At 61.9% G+C, this 20,560-nt stretch carries 17 protein-coding genes; 6 read left to right on the plus strand and 11 right to left on the minus strand.

All coding sequences use genetic code 11. From position 1 onward, the window contains the following. Nucleotides 1-395: 395 nt before the first annotated feature. From J3P88_RS29080 to J3P88_RS29095, 4 genes are all read left to right on the plus strand, one after another. Entirely contained in the window at nt 396-929 is a 534-nt protein-coding gene (locus J3P88_RS29080; protein WP_434573106.1) for a hypothetical protein, read from the plus strand. After that, nucleotides 926-2,341, plus strand: coding sequence for a PAAR domain-containing protein (locus tag J3P88_RS29085; protein WP_434573108.1), 1,416 nt, complete (start codon nt 926-928; stop codon nt 2,339-2,341). Before J3P88_RS29080 ends, J3P88_RS29085 begins: the two co-directional genes overlap by 4 nt. Beyond that, nucleotides 2,338-2,727: a hypothetical protein gene (locus tag J3P88_RS29090; RefSeq protein WP_434573110.1), complete on the plus strand. Its 390-nt coding sequence runs from the start codon at nt 2,338-2,340 to the stop codon at nt 2,725-2,727. Before J3P88_RS29085 ends, J3P88_RS29090 begins: the two co-directional genes overlap by 4 nt. A 500-nt stretch (nt 2,728-3,227) precedes the next feature. After that, entirely contained in the window at nt 3,228-3,572 is a 345-nt protein-coding gene (locus J3P88_RS29095) for a hypothetical protein (RefSeq protein WP_434573112.1), read from the plus strand. A gap of 219 nt (nt 3,573-3,791) precedes the next feature. On the opposite strand, the gene cadR is transcribed toward J3P88_RS29095, so the two are convergent. Further along, nucleotides 3,792-4,238, minus strand: a complete 447-nt coding sequence (gene cadR, locus J3P88_RS29100) for a Cd(II)/Pb(II)-responsive transcriptional regulator (RefSeq protein WP_003196623.1) — start codon at nt 4,236-4,238, stop codon at nt 3,792-3,794. Nucleotides 4,239-4,324: 86 nt separating this feature from the next. Here cadR and J3P88_RS29105 point away from each other — a divergent pair, with 86 nt between their 5' ends. Beyond that, nucleotides 4,325-6,544, plus strand: a complete 2,220-nt coding sequence (locus J3P88_RS29105; protein ID WP_434573114.1) for a heavy metal translocating P-type ATPase — start codon at nt 4,325-4,327, stop codon at nt 6,542-6,544. A 353-nt stretch (nt 6,545-6,897) separates the two neighbouring features. On the opposite strand, the gene J3P88_RS29110 is transcribed toward J3P88_RS29105, so the two are convergent. Genes J3P88_RS29110 through J3P88_RS29120 form a run of 3 tightly spaced genes read right to left on the minus strand, consistent with a single transcriptional unit; the run spans nt 6,898 to nt 12,106 of the window. Then, nucleotides 6,898-9,945, minus strand: a complete 3,048-nt coding sequence (locus tag J3P88_RS29110; protein ID WP_186730351.1) for an efflux RND transporter permease subunit — start codon at nt 9,943-9,945, stop codon at nt 6,898-6,900. Next, a complete protein-coding gene (locus tag J3P88_RS29115; protein WP_434573117.1) occupies nt 9,942-11,006 on the minus strand; it encodes an efflux RND transporter periplasmic adaptor subunit in 1,065 nt (354 codons plus the stop codon). Before J3P88_RS29115 ends, J3P88_RS29110 begins: the two co-directional genes overlap by 4 nt. After that, on the minus strand, nt 11,003-12,106 hold the full coding sequence (locus tag J3P88_RS29120) for an efflux RND transporter periplasmic adaptor subunit (protein ID WP_186709441.1): 1,104 nt from the start codon (nt 12,104-12,106) through the stop codon (nt 11,003-11,005). Before J3P88_RS29120 ends, J3P88_RS29115 begins: the two co-directional genes overlap by 4 nt. A 240-nt stretch (nt 12,107-12,346) precedes the next feature. Here J3P88_RS29120 and J3P88_RS29125 point away from each other — a divergent pair, with 240 nt between their 5' ends. Further along, a complete protein-coding gene (locus J3P88_RS29125) occupies nt 12,347-13,507 on the plus strand; it encodes an AAA family ATPase (RefSeq protein WP_434573120.1) in 1,161 nt (386 codons plus the stop codon). Between the two features lie 501 nt (nt 13,508-14,008). Here the strand turns inward: J3P88_RS29125 and J3P88_RS29130 are convergent. The 7 genes from J3P88_RS29130 to J3P88_RS29160 all read right to left on the minus strand — a co-directional run bounded on the left by J3P88_RS29130 (nt 14,009) and on the right by J3P88_RS29160 (nt 20,532). Further along, on the minus strand, nt 14,009-14,791 hold the full coding sequence (locus J3P88_RS29130) for a MetQ/NlpA family ABC transporter substrate-binding protein (RefSeq protein WP_434573122.1): 783 nt from the start codon (nt 14,789-14,791) through the stop codon (nt 14,009-14,011). A gap of 278 nt (nt 14,792-15,069) precedes the next feature. After that, nucleotides 15,070-16,005, minus strand: a complete 936-nt coding sequence (locus J3P88_RS29135; protein WP_434573124.1) for a sigma 54-interacting transcriptional regulator — start codon at nt 16,003-16,005, stop codon at nt 15,070-15,072. Between the two features lie 47 nt (nt 16,006-16,052). Further along, a complete protein-coding gene (locus J3P88_RS29140; protein WP_186709448.1) occupies nt 16,053-16,634 on the minus strand; it encodes an alpha/beta hydrolase in 582 nt (193 codons plus the stop codon). Between the two features lie 209 nt (nt 16,635-16,843). After that, on the minus strand, nt 16,844-17,089 hold the full coding sequence (locus J3P88_RS29145; protein ID WP_186709449.1) for a DUF2789 domain-containing protein: 246 nt from the start codon (nt 17,087-17,089) through the stop codon (nt 16,844-16,846). 198 nt (nt 17,090-17,287) lie between these two features. Beyond that, on the minus strand, nt 17,288-18,229 hold the full coding sequence (locus tag J3P88_RS29150) for a sulfotransferase family protein (RefSeq protein ID WP_434573127.1): 942 nt from the start codon (nt 18,227-18,229) through the stop codon (nt 17,288-17,290). Further along, nucleotides 18,217-19,002, minus strand: coding sequence for an aspartyl/asparaginyl beta-hydroxylase domain-containing protein (locus tag J3P88_RS29155; RefSeq protein ID WP_434576646.1), 786 nt, complete (start codon nt 19,000-19,002; stop codon nt 18,217-18,219). Before J3P88_RS29155 ends, J3P88_RS29150 begins: the two co-directional genes overlap by 13 nt. Before the next feature lie 15 nt (nt 19,003-19,017). Continuing rightward, nucleotides 19,018-20,532: a TolC family protein gene (locus J3P88_RS29160; RefSeq protein ID WP_434573129.1), complete on the minus strand. Its 1,515-nt coding sequence runs from the start codon at nt 20,530-20,532 to the stop codon at nt 19,018-19,020. Between the last annotated feature and the right edge of the window lie 28 nt (nt 20,533-20,560).

The raw sequence follows: 20,560 nt of genomic DNA on the forward strand, positions 1-20,560 counted from the left end.
CGCTATCGCGAGCAAGCTCGCTCCCACATTGGATCTGCATGAGCTCCAAGGAGCGGGTGGAGCCGGGCGATTTCTCCCTCGAAGGCTACCGGCACCATGTGCCGATGGCAGTCTAAGCCCCATCACCTCCCCTTTGTGCGCGAGCTTGCTCGCGAAGGCGACCTATCACGCAGCTGTTTTCTCAACTGCCCCTCACTTTCCCGGCAAACCACGCAAAAAATAGGTCCATGGCGTAGGAAAAAGCGCGTTCCCGTTGGCGAAGTTTCCTATTCACTCTAAATTCCCTCCCCGCAGGGATTGCGACTCACCCGCGCCGCGACGTCTCATTCATCGTTCCAGTATTCGCCCGGCTTGGTGCATGCCAAGCGGACAACCTTGAATGGGAGTCTTGAAAAATGAACGCATCCTTGCATCTCGCCTACACCAACGAAGCATCCCCTGAATTTCTGCTCTGCTTGGACGACTGCCCTTTCACGAAACAGCAACTTGCCGATTTTGATGAACAGTCGTTGGCGATTGTTCATCAACAACAGACTTATGCCAAAGCCCATCCTCCCATTGCGATTTACCGCGTGGCCACCGAGGGCAGCCAGACCCGTGACGGCGGAGTTGTCCAGCAAGGGACCGCTCCGCTGGAGTTCACATTGGCTAATGGCGATCAGGTGCGTGCAGCACGCAAGGGCGATCTTGTCGTTTATGCCGATGGCAGCACGGCGCGCATCGTAACCACCGCAGGGGAAGGCAATAGCCATGTTGCGCTGGTGGGCAGCTTGCTAAGCAACGGCGACGAGATCATCAATACCCCCCAAGGCAAGGCACTTCTCATCGCCCGGGACGGCGTGCCGAAGGCAGAAGATTTTTTACCGCCTCTCCAGCAAATGGATCTTGCCCCCCTGCGGTCGGATGACACAAAAGGGAAGATCCAATGAACGTGGGTTATTACATCGGCCTGGGCGATGACACCTCCTGCGGCGGAAAGGTGTTGGACGGTGACCCCCGGATCAACCTGTACGGTTTGCTCCATGCCTGCGAAGGCGACCGCGTCTCCTGCGGCAAGGATGGTCAAACGTATCGGATCATCGGTGGGATTTCGCACATGATCAGCCATGGCCGACTCATGGCCGGGACGCTGGACAGCTACAGCGGTTGCCCGTGCGAGGCCCATCTGATTCCCTCGGTATTTACCGCTACCTACAGGAACGCATCTTCTGCGCCACGAGCGACCAGCAGAACCGCTCAACCGGACGCGCCTACGGTCACCAGCCGTCCGACGATGTCGCCAAAATCTGCTTTCGCCTCTTTCTTCCCTCCGTCGTCAGCGGCGTCCACCCGAGTAGAGCCACAGGAGCCAGGCTTCTACATCGTGCCCAAAAGCGTGACCCGCGAAGCGTTGGAAGCCACCCTTTTCCCAGCGCCCGACCCGCAGGTGATGCGCAAATTCCGCGCGCTAAATCCTCATCGCGACGTCGTTAAGGCCGGTTCGATGATCGTGCTGAGCGACCCGAACAATTACCAATGCACCCGTGAAGAAGCGCAGGTGATGGCGGCGGCGGAAACAGTGAATACCGCGCTCGATGACCTCACCGCTGAACAAGCCGACTTCATGCATCGCCACGCGGCTGAGATCGCCAGTTTCACCGGCCAGACCTCGACATGGTTGGGCGTCAGCGCGGTGATGATGGAGAAACACCTGAGCAACCTGCGCGATACGCTCCAGGCCATGGAACGCTTACACCAGAACAGTTTTCGTCAATACGGCCATCTTAGATCGCCGCAATTCTTCGCCGAGCGTAAGCTCCTGCTCGCCCAGCTGGATGCGCACCTGCTGAATTCCACCCGCCTGCGCGGCCATACGACCCTGGGCGACCACCCCAAACTGAAAACTGCCCTTGGCATTTCGAGCCGTAGCTTAGTGCACCATTGGAACAAGGCCGGAGCACCGGGGCAGATTCCGGGGTATGCGACGCATGTGGAGGCGACCAGTCGTGCTGCGAAGTACATGAAGTCAGGTGGGTATATCGGTATTGGAATTGGCGGGGTGTCTTCGTTGCTGGCGATTCAAGAGGTTTGTAACGGGGGATCAGGGGAAGCTTGTGAGCGGGTCAGGTTTACTGAAGGAGGAAAATTTTTGGGGGGGACCTTTGGCGGCGCTGCACTTGGATGGATGGCCCAAAGTGCCAGCGTCCCGCTCTGCGCGGCAATTGGCGCCTCTACAGCAGGTTTGGGTGGTGTTCTCTGCGTCGGGGTCGTGGTAGCGACTGGCGCATGGGTGGGCACAACTTACGGTGCGATGGGCGGTGAAGGAATCGGGGAAGTGGTGTACGAGAAAACTTTGCCATGATACCGGAGGCGTTCTGGAAGTCCTGGCTAGCTTTCTGGCTTATGGCCGGTCCCCTCCTGCTGAGCTTTTTGGGCCTGGTGTTCAATCTGTACCTCAGCCGCAGACATTTGGACGTCATGATGGAAGCTTTGAAAAATAGCCGCTACATATATCTTTGGGGGCCCGCATGGCGAGGCCGGGGTTGGTTCGGCGGGGTCGTACTGCTCAGTAAAATTGCCGGGATAGTGGTGTGGTCAAAGGCGCATATTCGCAGTGGAGATGCGGACCCTGTAGATATTAAGAACTTCCCGCCTCACCTGAAGCGTCTTCTCGCTATTGATCTGGTTGTGATGGGCATTGCCTCCATTTGGATAGTCGCTATTGGCCTGCTGATCCAGTTCAAATAATTGAGCTACCTCTGCATTTCTAACCGTCGCCTGGCGCACCACTGGAACAAGGCCGGAGCACCGGGGCAGATACCGGGGTATGCCGCACATGTGGAGGCGACCAGTCGGGCCGCGAAGTACATGAAGTCAGGCGGGTATATCGGCATTGGGATTGGTGGGGTTTCTTCGTTGCTGGCCGTTCAAGAGGTGTGTAACGGAGGTTCTGAGGCGGCTTGTGAGAGAGTCAAGTTTACCGAAGGAGGGAAGTTTGCTGGGTCGACCTTCGGCGGGGTGGCCGGCGGGATAGGCGCTTCGGCGGCTAGCGGTGCTGTTTGCCTGGCGCTTGGAGTCACTACAGGCATTGGGGGTGTTCTCTGCGTCGGGGCCGTGGTGGCGACTGGCGCGTGGGGAGGCACGGCCCTTGGAGCTATAGGAGGTGAGGGAATCGGAGAAGTACTATACGAGAAAACGCTGCAATGATACCGGAGGAGTTCTGGAAGTCTTGGCTGGCTTTTTGGCTTATGGCCGGCCCCACTCTGCTGAGCTTTGTAGGTGCGGTATTTAGCTTATACCTGAGCCACCGCCATCTGGATGCGATGAAGGAGGCTTTGAAGAACAGCCGCTATATTTATCTTTGGGGCCCGAACCTGGGGAGACGGGGTTTGATCTGGTCGTTCTTGGAGATAGGAAAAATTGCCGGGATGGTGTTGTGGCCTGGAGTATCAATCCGTATTGGTGAAGTAGACCCGGTCGATATCGAGAACTTCCCGCGTTATTTGAAACGGCTCCTATTAATTGAAATGACGATAATAATCGTCGCCCTCATCTGGATGGCACTTGCAGCCGTGCTAATCCAATTTAAATAACTCGATCAAAGCCAGCTGAACTGACGCTACTCGCGTGGTGATGATGCTCGTAGCGTCGATTGGGATACTGCTCGGAGCGGTACTGGTAAAGCTCCTATAAGGAGTCCTACGGCGGTTGCTCGCGATAGCGTCCTCACATTCAATACTTATGTGACTGACCCACCGCTATCGCGAGCAGGCTCGCTCCCACATTGGATCTGCATGTGCTCCAAGATCGGCTCAATGCCCGTGGCTACGCCCCACATGTGAATGCTCCACCTCCGGCGCCACCGCCCCGCTCACCTCCAACCGCTGCAAGATCCCGCATTGATCCAGATCCGGCCCTTCGCCACAGCGATGGCGCAGGTCGATCAGTTGCGTCTGCAGGGCCAGCAGGCCATCGATGCGAGCCTTGACGTGCTGGATGTGTTCATCGATCAGCGCATTGACGCTTTCGCATTGGTCCTGGGGGCTGTCGCGCAGGGCCAGGAGGCTGCGAATTTCCTCCAGGGTCATGTCCAGGGTGCGGCAGTTGCGGATGAACGTCAGCCGTTCGGCATGGGCCTGGGTGTAGACGCGGTAGTTGCCGTCGCTGCGGGCCGGTTCCGGCAGCAGGCCTTCGCGTTCGTAGTAGCGGATGGTTTCGACCTGACAGTCGGTGATTTTCGCCAGTTCTCCGATCTTCATGGTGCGATCTCCCAAATAGGTGCTTGACCCTATAGTGGCTACAGGGTCTTTACTGCGCAACAGGCACTTTTCACGGACGTCACCCGATGAGCGATTCCCTTCACATCCAAAAACCCGACCACGGCCATGACCACGGGCATTCCTGCTGCGCCTCGAAAGCGGCACCGGCGGTGGTCGATCTCGGCAAAACGCCGACGGACGGCGCGCGGCTGAGCAGTTTCCGCATCGAAGCCATGGACTGCCCCACCGAACAGACGCTGATCCAGAACAAGCTCGGCAAACTCGAAGGCGTGCAGCGACTGGAGTTCAACCTGATCAACCGCGTCCTGGGCGTGACCCACGATCTGCCCAGCGACGCGCCGATCATCAAGGCCATCGAATCCTTAGGCATGCAGGCCGACCCGCTGATTGCGGGCGAGAAACCGCAAAGCCACGACCTGCCCGCCCCGGCCAAGCCCTGGTGGCCGTTGGCGCTGTCCGGCGTGACGGCCCTGGGCGCCGAAGTGATCCACTTCACCAATGCCGCGCCAAACTGGGTGGTCGCGCTGGTGGCGTTGGTGTCGATCCTCAGCGGTGGCCTGGGTACCTACAAGAAGGGCTGGATCGCCCTGAAGAACCGCAACCTGAACATCAACGCGCTGATGAGCATCGCCGTGACCGGCGCCGTGCTGATTGGCCAATGGCCGGAAGCGGCAATGGTGATGTTCCTGTTCACCGTGGCCGAACTGATCGAAGCCAAATCCCTGGATCGGGCGCGCAACGCCATCAGCGGCCTGATGCAGATGGCCCCGGAACAGGCCACCGTGCAGCAGGCCGATGGCACCTGGCAGGTCCAGGAGGTCAAGGCCATTGCCCTCGGCGCGCGGGTGCGGGTGCGGCCCGGCGAGCGCGTCGGCCTGGACGGTGAGGTGATCACCGGCCGCTCGACCGTCGACCAGGCACCGATTACCGGTGAAAGCCTGCCGGTGGAAAAAATCGCCGGCGACAAGGTGTTCGCCGGCACCATCAACCAGGCTGGCGAACTGGAATATCGGGTGACGGCGGCGGCCGATCAATCGACCCTGGCGCGAATCATCCACGCCGTGGAACAGGCACAGGGCTCCCGGGCGCCGACCCAGCGCTTCGTCGACCGCTTTTCGACGATCTATACCCCAGCGGTGTTTGCCCTGGCCCTGGCGGTAGCAGTCATTCCACCGCTGTTCATGGGCGCCTTGTGGTTCGACTGGATCTACCGGGCCCTGGTGCTGCTGGTGGTCGCCTGCCCGTGCGCGCTGGTGATTTCCACCCCCGTGACCATCGTCAGCGGCCTCGCCGCCGCCGCGCGCAAAGGCATCCTGGTCAAGGGCGGCGTCTATCTGGAGGGCGGCTACAAGCTCGACTATCTGGCGTTGGACAAGACCGGCACGATCACCCACGGCAAACCGGTGCAAACCGACTATGTGGCCTTGGACCCTACTCTGGACAGCACAGCCCCGGCCCTGGCCGCCAGCCTCGCCGCCCGTTCCGACCACCCGGTGTCCCGGGCGATTGCCAACGCGGCTGTGGATAAGCAAGTGGTGCAGCAGGCTGTGGATAACTTCGCGGCGCTGGCCGGGCGCGGCGTGCGCGGCGACATCGACGGCCGGACCTATCACTTGGGCAACCACCGCCTGGTGGAAGACCTCGGCCTGTGCTCTCCCGAATTGGAAGAAAAACTCTTCGCCCTGGAAAAACAAGGCAAGTCGGTGGTGCTGCTGCTCGACGCTACAGGCCCCTTGGCGTTGTTTGCCGTGGCTGACACCGTGAAGGATTCCAGCCGCGAGGCCATCCGGCAACTGCATGAACTGGGCATCAGAACCCTGATGCTCACCGGCGACAACGCCCACACCGCCGAAGCGATTGCCGCACAGGTGGGCATGGATCAGGCGCGGGGCGACCTGTTGCCGGAAGACAAGCTGCAAGCCATCGAAGCGCTGTATGCCCAGGGTCACCGCGTCGGCATGGTGGGCGACGGCATCAACGACGCCCCGGCCCTGGCCCGCTCGGAAATCGGTTTCGCCATGGCGGCGGCCGGCACCGACACGGCCATCGAGACCGCCGACGTCGCCTTGATGGACGATGACCTGCGCAAGATCCCGGCCTTCATTCGCCTGTCGCGGCAGACGTCCAGCATTCTGAAACAGAACATTGCCTTGGCCTTGGTGATCAAGGCGATCTTTCTCGGGGTCACCTTCGCCGGGTTCGCCACCATGTGGATGGCGGTGTTTGCCGACATGGGGGTGAGTTTGCTGGTGGTGTTCAATGGGTTGCGGTTGTTGCGCAAATAAAAAAACGGGGTGATTGGGCTGGACCCATCGCGAGCAAGCTCGCTCCCACAGGGAGCTCCAGTGAACACATATTCTGTGGGCAACAGAGAACCACTGTGGGAGCGAGCTTGCTCGCGATAGCGGTATGTCAGCCAACGCGGTGCTGGAGCAGGTGCAAAGCCTGTTCCAGTAACCCAGAGTTCAAGTTTGCGACGTATCCCTGTGGCGAGGGAGCTTGCTCCCGCTGGGCTGCGAAGCAGCCCAAAACCCAGACAATGAGTAACTTCAGGCAGACCGAGTCCACCGGTTCACGACTGCTGCGCAGCCGAGCGGGAGCAAGCTCCCTCGCCACAAGGGCAGCGAAGGCGGCCGCGTCAATCACGCTTCGGCTCGCGGATCTTGTACCAGGCCACATACAGCGCCGGCAGGAACAGCAGCGTCAGCAACGTGGCGATGATAATCCCGCCGATCATCGCGTAGGCCATCGGCCCCCAGAACACTTCCCGGGCAATCGGGATCATCCCCAGGCTCGCCGCGGCGGCCGTGAGCAGGATCGGCCGGCGGCGGTGTTCGGTGGCCTCCACCACCGCGTCCCAGGGTTCGTAGCCGTCACGCTCGTACTCATCGATCTGAGTCACCAGGATCACCGAGTTACGGATAATGATGCCGATCAGCGCGAGAATCCCGAGGATCGCCACGAAGCCCATGGGCGTGCCCGTCGGCACCAGCGCCAGCACCACGCCGATCAACCCGAGGGGCGCGACGCTCGCCACCAGGAACAGTTTCTGCACGCTGTGCAACTGGATCATCAGGAAAGTCGCCATCAAAAACAGCATCAGCGGCACGACGCTGGCGATCGGCCCCTGGGCCTTGCTGCTCTCCTCCACCGTACCGCCCGTGGCGACCTTGTAACCCACCGGCAGGCCGGCGGCGAACTTGTCGATGTCCGGTTGCAACTGCTTGACCAGGTCGGTGGGCTGGATCTCGTCGCGCACCGCGGCCTTGATGGTGATGGTCGGCTTGCGGTCACGACGCCACACCAGCGGTTGCTCCAGTTCATAGCGCACCGTGGCAAACGCCAGCAACGGAATCGACGTGCCACTCGGGGTGACGATCTGCAGGTTCTGCAGGGTTTCCGGCGAACCGCGCTCGGCATCCTCGGCACGGCCGACCACGTTGATCAAGTAGATATCATCGTTGACCTGGGTCACCGGCGAGCCGCTGACAATGCTGTTCATCAGCCTCGCCACATCATCGGACGACAAGCCCAATTGCCGCGCCTTGTCCTGGGCGATGTCGATACGCAGCACTTTGCCCGGCTCGTTCCAGTCGTAGATGATTTCGCCAATGTGCGAGTTCTTGTCCAGTTCGGTGGCCAGTTCGATCGCATGCTTGCGCACCAGGTCGATGTCCTTGCCGCTGACCCGATATTGGATCGGCCGGCCCACCGGCGGGCCCATTTCCAAGGCCTGGACGTAGCTGCCAATCCCGACGAAATCCTCACGCAGACGCTTTTGCAGGCGTTCGGTCAGCGCCGTGCGCGACTCCAGGCCTTTGCTGACGATCACCAATTGCGCGTAGTACGGGTTCTGCAACTGCTGGTCCAGCGGCAGGTAGAAACGAATCGCGCCTTCGCCGATGTAGGTGCTCCAGCGCTCAATGTCCGGGTCGCCCTTGAGGGTCGCCTCCAGGCGGTCGACGGCTTTGCGGGTCTCGTCCATCGAAGCGTTTTGCGGCAGGTTGAGGTCCACCAGGATTTCTGGCCGGTCCGAGGACGGGAAGAACTGGTTCTGCACAAAACGCATGCAAAACACCGCCAGCACGAACAGCAGCACGGTGATGCCGATGGCCCACCAGCGATTGCGCATCGCCCACAACAGGCCGCCGTTGAATGCCCGGCCGATCCGCCCCGGCTCGGCGCTGTGGGGTTTCACGTCAGCGCTGAGGATATGCACGCCGATCACCGGGGCAAACAGCACCGCGACGATCCATGACACCAGCATCGCCACGGCGATGACCGCAAACAGGGTGAAGGTGTATTCACCGGCGGAGCTGGCGTTCAAGCCGATGGGCACGAAACCGGCCACGGTCACCAGGGTCCCGGTGAGCATGGGAAACGCCGTCGAGGTGTAGGCGAACGTCGCGGCCTGATCCTTGCTGTCGCCTTTTTCCAGGCGCGTGACCATCATTTCCACGGTGATCATCGCGTCGTCCACCAGCAGGCCGAGGGCGATGATCAACGCGCCGAGGGAAATCCGCTGCATGGTGATGCCGCTATATTCCATGAACAAGAAGACCATCGCCAGCACCAGCGGAATCGAACAGGCCACCACCAGCCCGGCCCGTACGCCGAGGCTGACGAAGCTGACGAGCAGGACGATGATCACCGCCTCGAACAGGGCACTGGTGAAGCCGCCGACCGCCTCCTCCACCACTTCGGCCTGGTCCGACACGGTGTGCACGCCAACGCCCACCGGCAGGTCGGCGGTCAGCTCGTTCATGCGCGCATGCAGCGCCTTGCCGAAGTCCTGGATGTTGCCACCCTTCTTCATCGCGATGGCAAGGCCGATGGCCGGCGTACCGTTGAAACGGAACATCGGTGTGGCGGGGTCGACATAGCCGCGACGGATGTCGGCGATGTCGGCCAGTCGATAGAAGCGGTCATTGAGTCGCAGGTTGACGTTGGCCAGGTCTTTTTCCGATTGGAACTGCCCGGACGTACGTACGGAAATCCGCTCCGGTCCCGCATCGATCACCCCGGCCGGGGTCACGGCATTCTGCGATTGCAGGCTCTGCACCACTTGGCGCTGGTCGATGCCCAGGGCGGCGAGTTTGCGCGTGGAGAAGTTCAGGTACAGCACTTCGTCCTGCTCGCCCACCATCTCGACCTTGCCCAGGCCCGGTACCTCGCGGATCTCGGCGCGCACCTGTTCCACGTAGTCGCGCAACTGGCGCATCGACAGGCCGTCGCCGGTGAAGGCGTACACCGAACCGTAGACATCGCCGAACTCATCATTGAACCCAGGCCCTTGCAAGCCTTCGGGGAAGTCGCCGCGAATGTCGTTGATCTTCTTGCGCACCTGGTACCAGATCTCGGGGATTTCCTTGGCCCCGGTGGTATCGCGCAGGTACACGAACACCGTCGACTCTCCCGGGCGGGTGTAGCTCTTGACGTAGTCGAGGGAGTCGAGCTCTTCGAGCTTCTTCTCGATGCGGTCGGTGACCTGCCTGAGGGTTTCTTCCTGGGTCGCGCCAGGCCAGCGGGTCTGGATGATCATGGTCTTGATGGTGAACGACGGGTCTTCCTCGCGACCCAGGTTCATGTACGAAAACACGCCCATCAACAGCGCCACGAACATCAGGTACCAGACGAACGACTGATGCCGCAGGGCCCATTCGGATAAGTTGAAAGGCCCTTTCATCGTGCGTCCTCGTCGAGTTTCACTTTCTGTCCTGGCTGGAGACTGTGCACGCCGGCGCTGACCACGCGGTCGCCGGCCTTGATGCCGTTGGCCACCAGCACCGAGTTGGCCGAACGCTCAATAATCCGTACCTCACGGGGTGAGACGGTCTGGGTTTGCGGGTCGATCAGCCAGATGCGCGCCTTGCCGTCGATCTCTTGCAGGGCGCTGAGCGGCAGTTCGATGCGCGGTTCGATGGTCGAACTCAGGGTCACGCTGATGGCCGTGCCCAGGCGAAAACCTGGCGGTGTGTCGGTCAGCGTCAGGCGCGCGCGGCGGGTGCGGGTCGCGCTCTGGGCCTGGGGCTCGATCTCGCGGACGATGGCGGTGGTGTGGATGCTCGGGTCCAATTGCGCGGCGACCTCGAATACCACGTCCGTGGGCAAGCGCTCGACCAGCCCGGCCGGCAGGTCGATCACTGCTTCCTTGATATCCGGGCGGGCCAGGGTCACCACTTGCTGGCCGGCGGTGACCACCTGCCCGGCTTCGGCGTTCCAGGCGGTGACGACGGCGTCGTGGTCCGCGTGCAATTGGCTGTAGTTGAGTTGGTCGCGGGCCTGCTCCACCGAAGCCCGGGCCTGTTCGAGGGACGCCCCGGTGGTTTTCAGGTCAGTCTGGGCGACGTCCAGTTGCGCCTGGGCACCGACACCACGGTCGAACAATTGCTGCTGGCGACGGGCATTGGCCTGGGCATTGATGTACTGCGCCTCGATCCGCGCCAGATCGCCCTGGGCGGCGCGGAGCTGGTTCTGCTGGTCGGTGGGATCGAGCGTGGCGAGCAGGTCGCCCTTCTTCACTTCGGCGCCAACATCGACGTTGCGGCTGGCAATGCGTCCGGGCACGCGGAAACCGACGTTGCTCTCGTAACGCGCCTGGATATTCCCGGCGAAACGCCCGAGGGCCTGTTGGTCGAGGGCCCGGACTTCAACGGACAACACCGGGCGTACCGGTTCGGGCGGTGCTTCCTCCTTGGAGCAGGCCGCCAGCAAGAGGCCAGCCGCGATCATCCACACACGCTTCATGGCTGGGCTCCCGGCGTGGATTTTTCATAAGTGTTTTCAGCGATCTCGACGCGTACGCCGGGGTGCAGCAACTGCCCACCGGCGGTGACGATTTTCTCTCCTCCCTTGAGGCCCGCACTGATGATGACCTTGCCGGTCAGGTAGCGGCCGACCGTCACCGTCTGCAACTGCGCCTTGCCGTCGCCGTCCACCAGCCACACGGCCGGCTCACTGAGGTTCTTGGTCAGGGCCGACCAAGGCAACTCGAAGGCGGTCTTGCCGGCGGATTTGGCCGTGGCGCTGACCACCGACCCCAAGCGCATGCCTTCGGGCAATTCATCGAGGGTCACCTTGACCTGCACGGTGCCGGTCTGGGCGGACACCGCCGGGGTGATCTCGCGCACCGTGCCGGTGGTCTTGATGGTGGGGTTATCCAACAGGCTGATGGTGATCGCAGGGTCAGACGGCGGTTCGCTCAACAGTGACTCGTAGATGTTGAACACCGCGTCGCGTTCGCCGTCCCGGGCCAGGCTGAAGATCGGCTCCGTGGCCTGCACCACTTGGCCGACTTCCGCCTGGCGCGCAGTGATGATGCCCGGCGCTTCGGCAATCAGCGCGGTGTAGCTCAGTTGTTCGCGAGCGTTGGCCAGTTGGGCCTGGGCAGCGGTCAGCGCACTCTGGCTGCTGCGCAGTTGGGCCTGGGCCGCGTCGTATTCGCTCTGGCTGGTGTAGCCCTTGGGCAGGAGCTTCTGTTGGCGCACGAACGCCGCCGCACTCTGCTTGACCCGCGCCTGCTCGGCGGCCACCTGGGCTTGGGCGGAGTCGACGTTGGTCTGCAGGTCCCGGGGATCGAGCCGGGCCAGCACTTGCCGGGCCGAGACCCGGTCGCCGACATCCACCTTGCGCTCGATGATCTTGCCACCCACGCGAAACGACAGGTCGGCCTGCACCCGCGCCTGGACATCGCCGGTCAGGGTCACCGAGGCCGCGTATTCGCTGGGCACGGCCTGCTGCACGAAAACCCGTGGCAGGGCCTTTTCTTCGGGCTTCTTGTCACCACACCCCGCCAACAACGCACACACGCCCAAGCCAACAATCAATTTGATTCCGGGACCAGCCATGCAGACTCCTTTGCGTTGTACGGACGTACCAGTGACGATACGACTGTGAGCTTAGAACAGGGTTCCACGAATACAACGGGTACGGCAAATCAGGCAAACTGATCGCCTCTTGTAGGAGCTGCCGAGCGCAGCGAGGCTGCGATCTTTTGATCTTTCACTTGGGACTCAACGGGGTTTGGAAAGATCGCAGCCTCGCTGCGCTCGACAGCTCCTACGAACCCACGCAGCAGGAGTCTGCCCATGCTCAAGACATTGGCGGTGGCCAACTATCGATCGATCAATAAACTGGTCATCCCCCTGGGTCGGCTGAACCTGATCACCGGGCCCAACGGCAGTGGCAAATCCAATCTGTATCGCGCCCTTCGGCTGCTGTCGGAAACGGCCCAGGGCGGGGTGGTCAACGCCCTGGCCCGGGAAGGCGGACTGGACTCGACCTTCTGGGCCGGGCCGGAGGAAATCAGCCGCCGCATGCGTAACGGTGAGGTGCCGGTCCAGGCGGTTGTGCGCCAGGGCACCAAGCGCCTGCGCCTGGGCTTCGCCGGCGAAGACTTCAGCTACTCCATCGCCCTCGGCCTGCCTGCACCCAGTCGCTCAGCGTTTTCCCTGGACCCGGAAATCAAGCGTGAATGCATCTGGGCCGGCCCGGTGTTTCGACCGGCCAGCCTGCTGGTGGACCGCAACGGGCCGATGATCCGTGCCCGCGAAGGCCGTTCATGGGATGTACTGGCCCAGCACACGCCCACCTTCGACAGCCTGTTCGACCAGGTCGGCAGCCTGCGCGCTTCGCCGGAGGTCCTGCAGATGCGCGAGTTCATTCGTCGCTGGCGCTTCTACGATCACTTTCGCAGCGACGCCGACGCCCCGGTGCGCCAACCACAACTGGGCACCCGCACGCCGGTGCTGCATCACGATGGGCGGGATCTGGCCGCCGCGCTGCAGACCATTCTTGAAATCGGTGACGTCGAGGCCTTGCATGCCGCCATCGGTGACGCGTTCCCCGGCGCCCGACTGCACATCGATAAGCTGCAAGGCGGACGTTTCGCCATCGCGTTCCAGCAGCACGGCCTGCTGCGACCGCTGTCCGCCGCCGAACTGTCGGACGGGACCTTGCGCTATCTGTTGCTGGTGGCCGCCCTGCTCACGCCCAGACCGCCTTCGCTGATGGTGCTCAACGAACCGGAAACCAGCCTGCACCCCGACCTGTTGCCGGCCCTGGCGCGGTTGATCATCCGCGCCTCGGCCAATTGCCAGGTCTGGGTGGTGTCCCATGCCTCGCGCCTGATTGCCGCGTTGGAGCAGGATGAACAGTGCAATTGCATCGTGCTGGAGAAAGACCTTGGACAGACCGGGATTGTCGGGCAGCGGGCGTTGGATGAGCCGGCGTGGCATTGGCCGGATTGAATGGCGCCTGATCAACTGAATCGCGAGCAAGCTCGCTCCCACCGTAGGCCTTCAGCGAGCACAGAACTGTTCCCGGATTTGCCGGCTAGGACAAAGACGACTATTTTCCTTGCGCCGCAGGGAGGATCTTTTCGACATCCCCTCACCATTACAAGGAAGAAAAAAATGGCTGACGTGAAAGTGCCGCAGCGACTGGAACCGCAGGAAATAGTGAAATTATTGGTGGCGTTGCGCCGGGCATTGAAGACCAGGGTGGCCTGATTTGCGCGTTTGATCTTGTGGCGAGGGAGCTTGCTCCCGCTGGCCTGCGTAGCAGGCCCCCAGCAGTCCTTCACGAAGATCGCATTAGCGGGTTTTGCGACTGCTGCGCAGCCGAGCGGGAGCAAGCTCCCTCGCCACAGGTAATCCTGTCCCTGACCCAAGCAATCTTTCGAGCATAAAAAACGCCGACGCTGTATCAGCCGTCGGCGTTTGAAACCGTAACAGGGTTTACCGCGCGAATCAGAACGCCGGCAGCACCGCGCCGCTGTATTTCTTCTCGATGAACGCCTTCACTTCAGGGCTGGTCAGGGCCTTGGCCAGTTTCTGGATGGCCGGGCTGTCCTTGTTGTCCGGACGGGCCACCAGGAAGTTCACGTAAGGCGAATCCGCACCTTCGATCACCAAGGCGTCCTTGGCCGGGTTAAGACCTGCTTCCAAGGCGTAATTGGTGTTGATCATGTCCAGGTCGACCTGATCCAACACACGCGGCAGCATGGCCGATTCCAGTTCCTTGAACTTGAAGTTCTTAGGGTTCTCGGCAATGTCCTTCGGCGTCGCCAGGGCGTTTTTCGGATCCTTGAGTGTGATCAGGCCAGCCTTCTGCAGCAGGATCAGCGCACGGCCGCTGTTGCTGCCTTCGTTAGGGATGGCGATGGTTGCGCCGTCCTTCAGCTCAGCCAGGCTCTTGACCTTTTTCGAGTAGCCGCCAAACGGTTCGACGTGCACGCCGATGACCGTCACCAGGTGGGTGCCTTTGCCTTCGTTGAAGCTCTTGAGGTAGGGCAAGGTCTGGAAGTAGTTGGCGTCCAGGCGTTTCTGGTCGACCTGTACGTTGGGCTGGACGTAGTCAGTGAAAACCTTGATCTGCAAATCCACGCCTTCTTTAGCCAGGGCCGGCTTGATCAGCTCGAGGATTTCCGCGTGGGGTACTGGCGTGGCGGCCACGACCAGCTTCTCCGCGGCCTGGGCCAGGCTCGAGGCCAGGGCTGCCGCCAATGCGGTGAACAACAGAACCTTTTTCATGCAGTGTCCTTATCGAAAATCACGGTCGTCATGGACGACGGCTAAATGTGGATGTGCCAGTGAAGTGCTATCGCTGGCGTGATGCGGACAATACCGATATTTTTTATTCCTTAACAATATCTTTTATTCAAGTTCATATTCATTTTATTCATATACAAGGCGACGCTTTTGTGGCGAGGGAGCTTGCTCCCGCTGGGCCGCGTAGCGGACCCAAGATTTTTGCGGTCGCTGCGCAACCGAGCGGGAGCAAGCTCCCTCGCCACAGGTGGGTATCCGGTCTAGAGCGTTTGGCTCAATTGATTGAGCAACGCCTTGAGAGCTAAGCGCTCGGCGTCCGACCCCTGGGCAATGACCTGCGCCACCTGCTGATCAATCAGCTCCAAGGCTGAAGGCTGGGACGGCAGATTCAAATGCTCCGGCAAAATCTCCTCCCCCGTGCTCACCAGCAACGCGAAATGAATGACGTTTTCCAGTTCGCGGGTATTGCCCGGCCAACTGTGCTGTTCGAGGGCATGTTGCGCGGCTTCACTGATCAGCGGCACGGCCAGGCCGAGTCGCTGGCTGTAGATGCCCAGGAAGTATTCGGCCAGGGACAGGATATCGCCCACCCGTTCGCGCAGGGCCGGCAGTTCGAGCCGGCCTTCGCCCAGATAGTGGTAGAGCCGTTCGTGGAATTTCCCGGCCGCCACCGCTTGCGCCAAGTCGATGCTGGTGGCCGCGACCAGGCGGACATCCACCGGACTGGGCTGATGAGCGCCGACACGGGTGACTTCATGGTTCTCCAAGGCCGCCAGCAGCTTGATCTGGATCGGCAGCGGCAAGTCGCCGATTTCATCCAGGTAAAGAGTGCCGCCGTTGGCCGAACCAAACCAGCCGGCCCGGCTGCTGGCCGAACCACTGTAGCTACCGGCGGCATAGCCGAACAGTTCGGCGTCGGCGTAGGTCGGGCTGATGGCGCCGCAATTGACCGATACAAACAATCCGCCGCGATCGCTTTCGCGATGGATATGCCGGGCCAGCAGTTCCTTGCCGCTACCGGTTTCGCCGCGTATCAGCACTGAAATCGCCCGGGGCGCCAGTTGCTCCAATTCCTGGCGCAACTGCCGTGAACGGGGATCGACGAACACCAGCGCCTTGGCGCGAATGCTCAGGGGGCTTTTTTCCGCATCGGGAAAGGTCAGCAAGGGCTGACCGAAGGTTTCATGCAAACTCATGGCAGGCTCCCGCCCCAGGCCGCCGGGAGACGGGGGGCGCTAAAAATTCAGGCGCGACGCAGGGCGTGATGCTCCATGCGGTTTTGCAGACGGTAGAGGTAAGCGAAACCCTGCTCCCAACGCTGGTGGCCAGACTTCACATTGATATGCCCAGCCCCTGACAGGATCCCGGCCTCGGCACCCCAGTTGCGGGCCAGCTCCAAGGCGCGCGGGGCGCTCACGGCGGCGTCGTTGTCGGAGCTGACCACTTGGCTTGGGAACGGCAGCAGATCATTGGGAATCGGCGCGAAGTTGCGCAGCGCCGGGACGCAGGCCGGCCGCTCGACATCCGCCGGCGCCACCAGCAACGCCCCCCGCACCTGCCGCAGGAAGTGCACCGGTGCGGTGGCGGCCCAATGGGCCACCGTGATGCAGCCCAGGCTATGGGCAATCAGGATCACCGGCGTGCTGTCGGCGGCCACGGCCTCGGCCAGCGCCGCGACCCAGTCCTCACGCCGGGGCGTGACCCAGTCGGCCTGCTCGACCCGGGCGCTGTTGGGCAGGCTGTTCTGCCAGTGGGTTTGCCAATGATTCTCCGGCGATCCTTGCCAGCCCGGCACAATCAGGTAGCGAATCGACTCGTTGCGCATGGGTGCTCTCCTGCGTGTCTGTTCCCGGACGAGTATAGGGAGGAGAGGTATATTACTTAAGGAATAAGAAGCTATTTGTTAATAACAATAAAGAATAATCGTGTATCTCTGTGGGAGCGGGCTTGCTCGCGAAAGCGGTGGGTCAGTTGACGCTGATGTTGCCTGACACGACGCATTGGCGAGCAAGCCCGCTCCCACAGGTTCGTGCATCACTCACTGCGGCCCTTGCGCAACAGCACGTCGAGTTGATCCACCACCACCGCCCAGTCCGCATCCTCGAGGATTTCGTCGCGCAGGAGTTGCCGCTGGCTCTCGCTCCAGAAAAACGCATCGGCAAGCCGCAGGTCGGGTTTAAGCGGCGAATGACTGGCAATGAATTGATCGATGCTGACGGCGTCGTCAGGCAAGCCGAGTTGTTTGAACAGGGCGGGAAGTGTATGGATCGGGGTTTCCATGCGGGACTCCTGGGCATGAATGGATGGCTGGGCGCTATTCCTGCAGTCTAGTCCCTTGGAGCTGAGCACACCGTGGCGAGGGAGCTTGCTTCCGCTGGGCCGGTCCGACGCTTCGGGCGAAGCGGCCCCACGACTTTGCGGTTGCTGCGCAACCGAGCGGGAGCAAGCTCCCTCGCCACAAAAGCGGGTTTGAATCCGCTACGGAGAGAGTGACTTCAACGCCTCGTAAGGCCCCTGCGCCCAGCGCAGGACCCGCTCACGCAACAGCGCCGAAGCCTCCCGGCGCTTGTCCTCGCTGTCGCCAACAAACACCTGCGCCGGCTGCTTGGCATGTTGCCCGACCGCTGCGAACACTTGTTTGCACTGCCCTTCATCGAGGCCGAAAAACGCCGCCAGCCTGCCCGTCATCGCCTCAGGCAGTTCGGTGTAGTTGACCGCCATCCCAGCCAATGCCTGGCAGTGGTCCAAGCCCGTCGCCAATAACCGTCCCACCCGGCGCGGGATGAAATCTTCCTGGCCGGCGAACGGCAATCCATCGTCCAGGACCGTCGCCCCGATCATCCCCGGCACCATGTGCATGCCGGGACGGCGCAGGTGGGAGACCGAGATTTCCAAGGGGTCGCGGTACACGAACAACCAGGGCGTGTCGGGAAAGCACTCACGCAACAACGGCAGTTCACCGATGTTCCAGGCGTCGAGCTTGACCACCAGCCGTTGCTCCACGCCTCGGCGGCGCTGCCCATAGGCCGACATCAAGCCCTTGAGCGCCACGCACCGCTCGGGCAACGGCAAATCACTGCGCAGCAGCGTATCCAGGGGCGGTGGTTCCGAAATGACGATGTGATGGTCCAATTGGGCAAGCATCTGGCTGATCAATGTCGAGCCGCAACGGGAGGCATGGAAAATGAACGCATTGGGCGCCAGGCCCGGGCTTTGTCGTTGCCACTGACCGAGCACCTCCAAGGGTGTCTGGCGGCGGAACGCCTGGTTGAAGGGCAGGCGCAGGGCGTCTTCCACCGCATCTCCAAAGAACGGCTGTGACAGTCGCATGTCGCCGAACCAGCACCAATCGACCCGCCACTGCCCGGCCTCTTGCCATACGCGGATCGGCAACCAGCCGTGCAGATTCAGGTCTTCCACTGGTTTCTCCACTGCTGGCGACCGGTGCGCATCGCAGCCCGCAATTCCTCCCGGGTGAAGTGAAGCCCTTGTTCGGCCCCCAGTGCCAGGGCAGAGTCAAAAAAAGCGTCCAGCTCATGCAAGTTCTGCAAGGTTCGCGCGAGATGAGGATCCGTTTCCACGCGCTGCTGAAAACGGACAAAGTCGCCTGGCCCGACGCCCGCGGCGGGTGTGGTGGGTAGCCCATCGGCAATCTGCTGGGCCAGCCACGGCCCGGGGCGACAATCGAGCACCAGGTGAACCCGCGAATGAGCACTTCGATTCATAACGCGATGGGGCCGCGCCAGGTCGAGAAACCAGCACTCGCCGGCCGTCATCGGAATAATGTGTCCATCCAGGAAAAAATCCACGTCAGGTGGGCTGAGCAGCGGCACGTGCAGGCGCAGATCAGCATCCGGCCCGCCCAGATCATAGTCGCGATGCTCGTGGATGCGCCCACCGGGGCCCAACCGCAGCAGCCGGGCCGAGACGATCTCCAGGGGCCAGTCATGCAATGCCTCTTGCCAGCGACTGTCCGCTGTCCAAGGCGCGCGATGCACGGGCTGACCGTGCCCGGGCGACAGTTCGGTAGCGGCATCGGCCGCCGATATCAGCGCCACGCCGCTCCAATCGCCGCTGTGATAGGCACTGTTGAAGTGCCCCTGCCAACGTGTGTCGTCAATGGCCGCCAGTGCGTGCAACAGCAACGGCAGGTTCACCGCCACCGGCAGCCGGGAAAACGCCGGGCGCATCATCATGGCTGCGCCCGGTTATTGAGTCACCGTGGCAGGCTTCGGCAGCGTGATATCACCCTGGGCCCAGGCCGCTTCGCGGTTGGCCAGCGCCGTGGCAATCGACTGGACCTCGGTCGATTGCACTTCGTTCGGCAGTGGATCGAGGCCGGCGCTGGCAAAGATCTGCCCGTAGGCGTTGCGCAGGTCGGCATAAGCCAAGTCCCGACGCAGGTCGGCCTGCAAGGTGTTCAGTTCACCCTGGATCAGGTCCAATTCGCCAATGCCGGCAGCCTGGTGACGGCTACGCAATTGACCGACAATCTGCCCATCGATGTCCGACAGTTGCTGGCTGGTCTTGAACTGGCGCAGGGCTTCACGATAGTTGGCATTGGCCACGTACAGCTGCGCCAGCACGGCGATTGACATCGCCTGACGCCGTGCCGACGCCACTTCTTCACCGGCCTTGGCCACGTCGATGGCCGCCGGGGCGGAGATCACGTTGAACAGGTTCCAGGTGATTTTCACGCCATAGTCGGCCCAGCCTTGTTCCACCAAAAACGAGTTGCTGTCGTAGTGCCCGCCGGCGGAAAACTCCAGCCCCGGCAGCAGGCGCAACATGGCCTTACGGGTTTCGGCGGCGGTGATGCGGGTCTGGTAATCCTGCTCGCGCAATTCCGGACGACTGGCCAGGGCTTCCTGTTCGAGACGAGCCAGGTCGACCTTGAGTTCCGGGATGGTGTATTCATCCTGGGTCGCCAGGGTCAGCTCGGTGCCCAGGGGCAAGTTGATCAGCGTCGCCAGTTCGGTCTTGGCCAGGGACAGCGCCCGGCGTTGCTCTTCCAGTTGGCGGGTGGCCTGGATCAGCGAACGCTGGTAACCCAGGGCTTGCACCGGGTCGCCGATGCGCTGTTCACTCATGCTCTGGCTGTTGTCACGTGCCGCCTCGACCCGGACCATCAGGCTGTCGATCTGCTTGAGCAGGCGCTCGGCGGCCATGGCGCGCCAGTAGGCCGAACGCACGTCCTGGAAGATGGTGTTGATCACCTTGCGCCGACGTTCCTGCACGATCAGCCGCTGGTCCCCGGCTTGCTTGGCACTGATGTAGCTGACACCGAAATCGAGCACGTTCCAGACCATGGTCAGGTCCGCCACTTCACGGTCACGGTCTTGGGAGGTCGACGGCTCCAGGGACTGGGTACCGGTTTCCACGCTCTGGCTGCTGGAGGCACTGACGTTGTTACGGCCCACGTACCCGGCGTCCAGGGCCATGCGCGGCAGCATGTCGAAACTGGCCAGGTCCAGCTGACGCTTGGCCAGGGCTTCCTCCATGATCTTCAAGCGACCTTCGAGGTTGTACTTCACCGCACGGGCCATGGCCTGGTGCAGGGTCAGGGGGCCGCTCAGCGGCTCCTGGTCCTTGTACATGTTCTGCAGGTCGGTTCGAGCGCGCTGTTCGCTGACGCTACGCTCGATCGGATCGCTGGTGACCGCACAGCCACTCACCACCAACGCCAGCACACTCATACCGAATAACTTCTGACTTCTATTCATTCCCTGGATTGCCCCTGGCTGCCCCAAT

This window comes from Pseudomonas sp. Z3-6 (assembly GCF_051131985.1).
Taxonomy (GTDB): domain Bacteria; phylum Pseudomonadota; class Gammaproteobacteria; order Pseudomonadales; family Pseudomonadaceae; genus Aquipseudomonas; species Aquipseudomonas zanjanensis.

Excerpts from the sequence above, each read along its gene's own strand:
- J3P88_RS29080 (WP_434573106.1), top strand. The coding sequence starts at position 396 with ATGAACGCATCCTTGCATCTCGCCTACACCAACGAAGCATCCCCTGAA.
- J3P88_RS29085 (WP_434573108.1), top strand. The coding sequence starts at position 926 with ATGAACGTGGGTTATTACATCGGCCTGGGCGATGACACCTCCTGCGGC.
- J3P88_RS29090 (WP_434573110.1), top strand. The coding sequence starts at position 2,338 with ATGATACCGGAGGCGTTCTGGAAGTCCTGGCTAGCTTTCTGGCTTATG.
- J3P88_RS29095 (WP_434573112.1), top strand. The coding sequence starts at position 3,228 with ATGGCCGGCCCCACTCTGCTGAGCTTTGTAGGTGCGGTATTTAGCTTA.
- cadR (WP_003196623.1), bottom strand. The coding sequence starts at position 4,238 with ATGAAGATCGGAGAACTGGCGAAAATCACCGACTGTCAGGTCGAAACC.
- J3P88_RS29105 (WP_434573114.1), top strand. The coding sequence starts at position 4,325 with ATGAGCGATTCCCTTCACATCCAAAAACCCGACCACGGCCATGACCAC.
- J3P88_RS29110 (WP_186730351.1), bottom strand. The coding sequence starts at position 9,945 with ATGAAAGGGCCTTTCAACTTATCCGAATGGGCCCTGCGGCATCAGTCG.
- J3P88_RS29115 (WP_434573117.1), bottom strand. The coding sequence starts at position 11,006 with ATGAAGCGTGTGTGGATGATCGCGGCTGGCCTCTTGCTGGCGGCCTGC.
- J3P88_RS29120 (WP_186709441.1), bottom strand. The coding sequence starts at position 12,106 with ATGGCTGGTCCCGGAATCAAATTGATTGTTGGCTTGGGCGTGTGTGCG.
- J3P88_RS29125 (WP_434573120.1), top strand. The coding sequence starts at position 12,347 with ATGCTCAAGACATTGGCGGTGGCCAACTATCGATCGATCAATAAACTG.
- J3P88_RS29130 (WP_434573122.1), bottom strand. The coding sequence starts at position 14,791 with ATGAAAAAGGTTCTGTTGTTCACCGCATTGGCGGCAGCCCTGGCCTCG.
- J3P88_RS29135 (WP_434573124.1), bottom strand. The coding sequence starts at position 16,005 with ATGAGTTTGCATGAAACCTTCGGTCAGCCCTTGCTGACCTTTCCCGAT.
- J3P88_RS29140 (WP_186709448.1), bottom strand. The coding sequence starts at position 16,634 with ATGCGCAACGAGTCGATTCGCTACCTGATTGTGCCGGGCTGGCAAGGA.
- J3P88_RS29145 (WP_186709449.1), bottom strand. The coding sequence starts at position 17,089 with ATGGAAACCCCGATCCATACACTTCCCGCCCTGTTCAAACAACTCGGC.
- J3P88_RS29155 (WP_434576646.1), bottom strand. The coding sequence starts at position 19,002 with ATGATGCGCCCGGCGTTTTCCCGGCTGCCGGTGGCGGTGAACCTGCCG.
- J3P88_RS29160 (WP_434573129.1), bottom strand. The coding sequence starts at position 20,532 with ATGAATAGAAGTCAGAAGTTATTCGGTATGAGTGTGCTGGCGTTGGTG.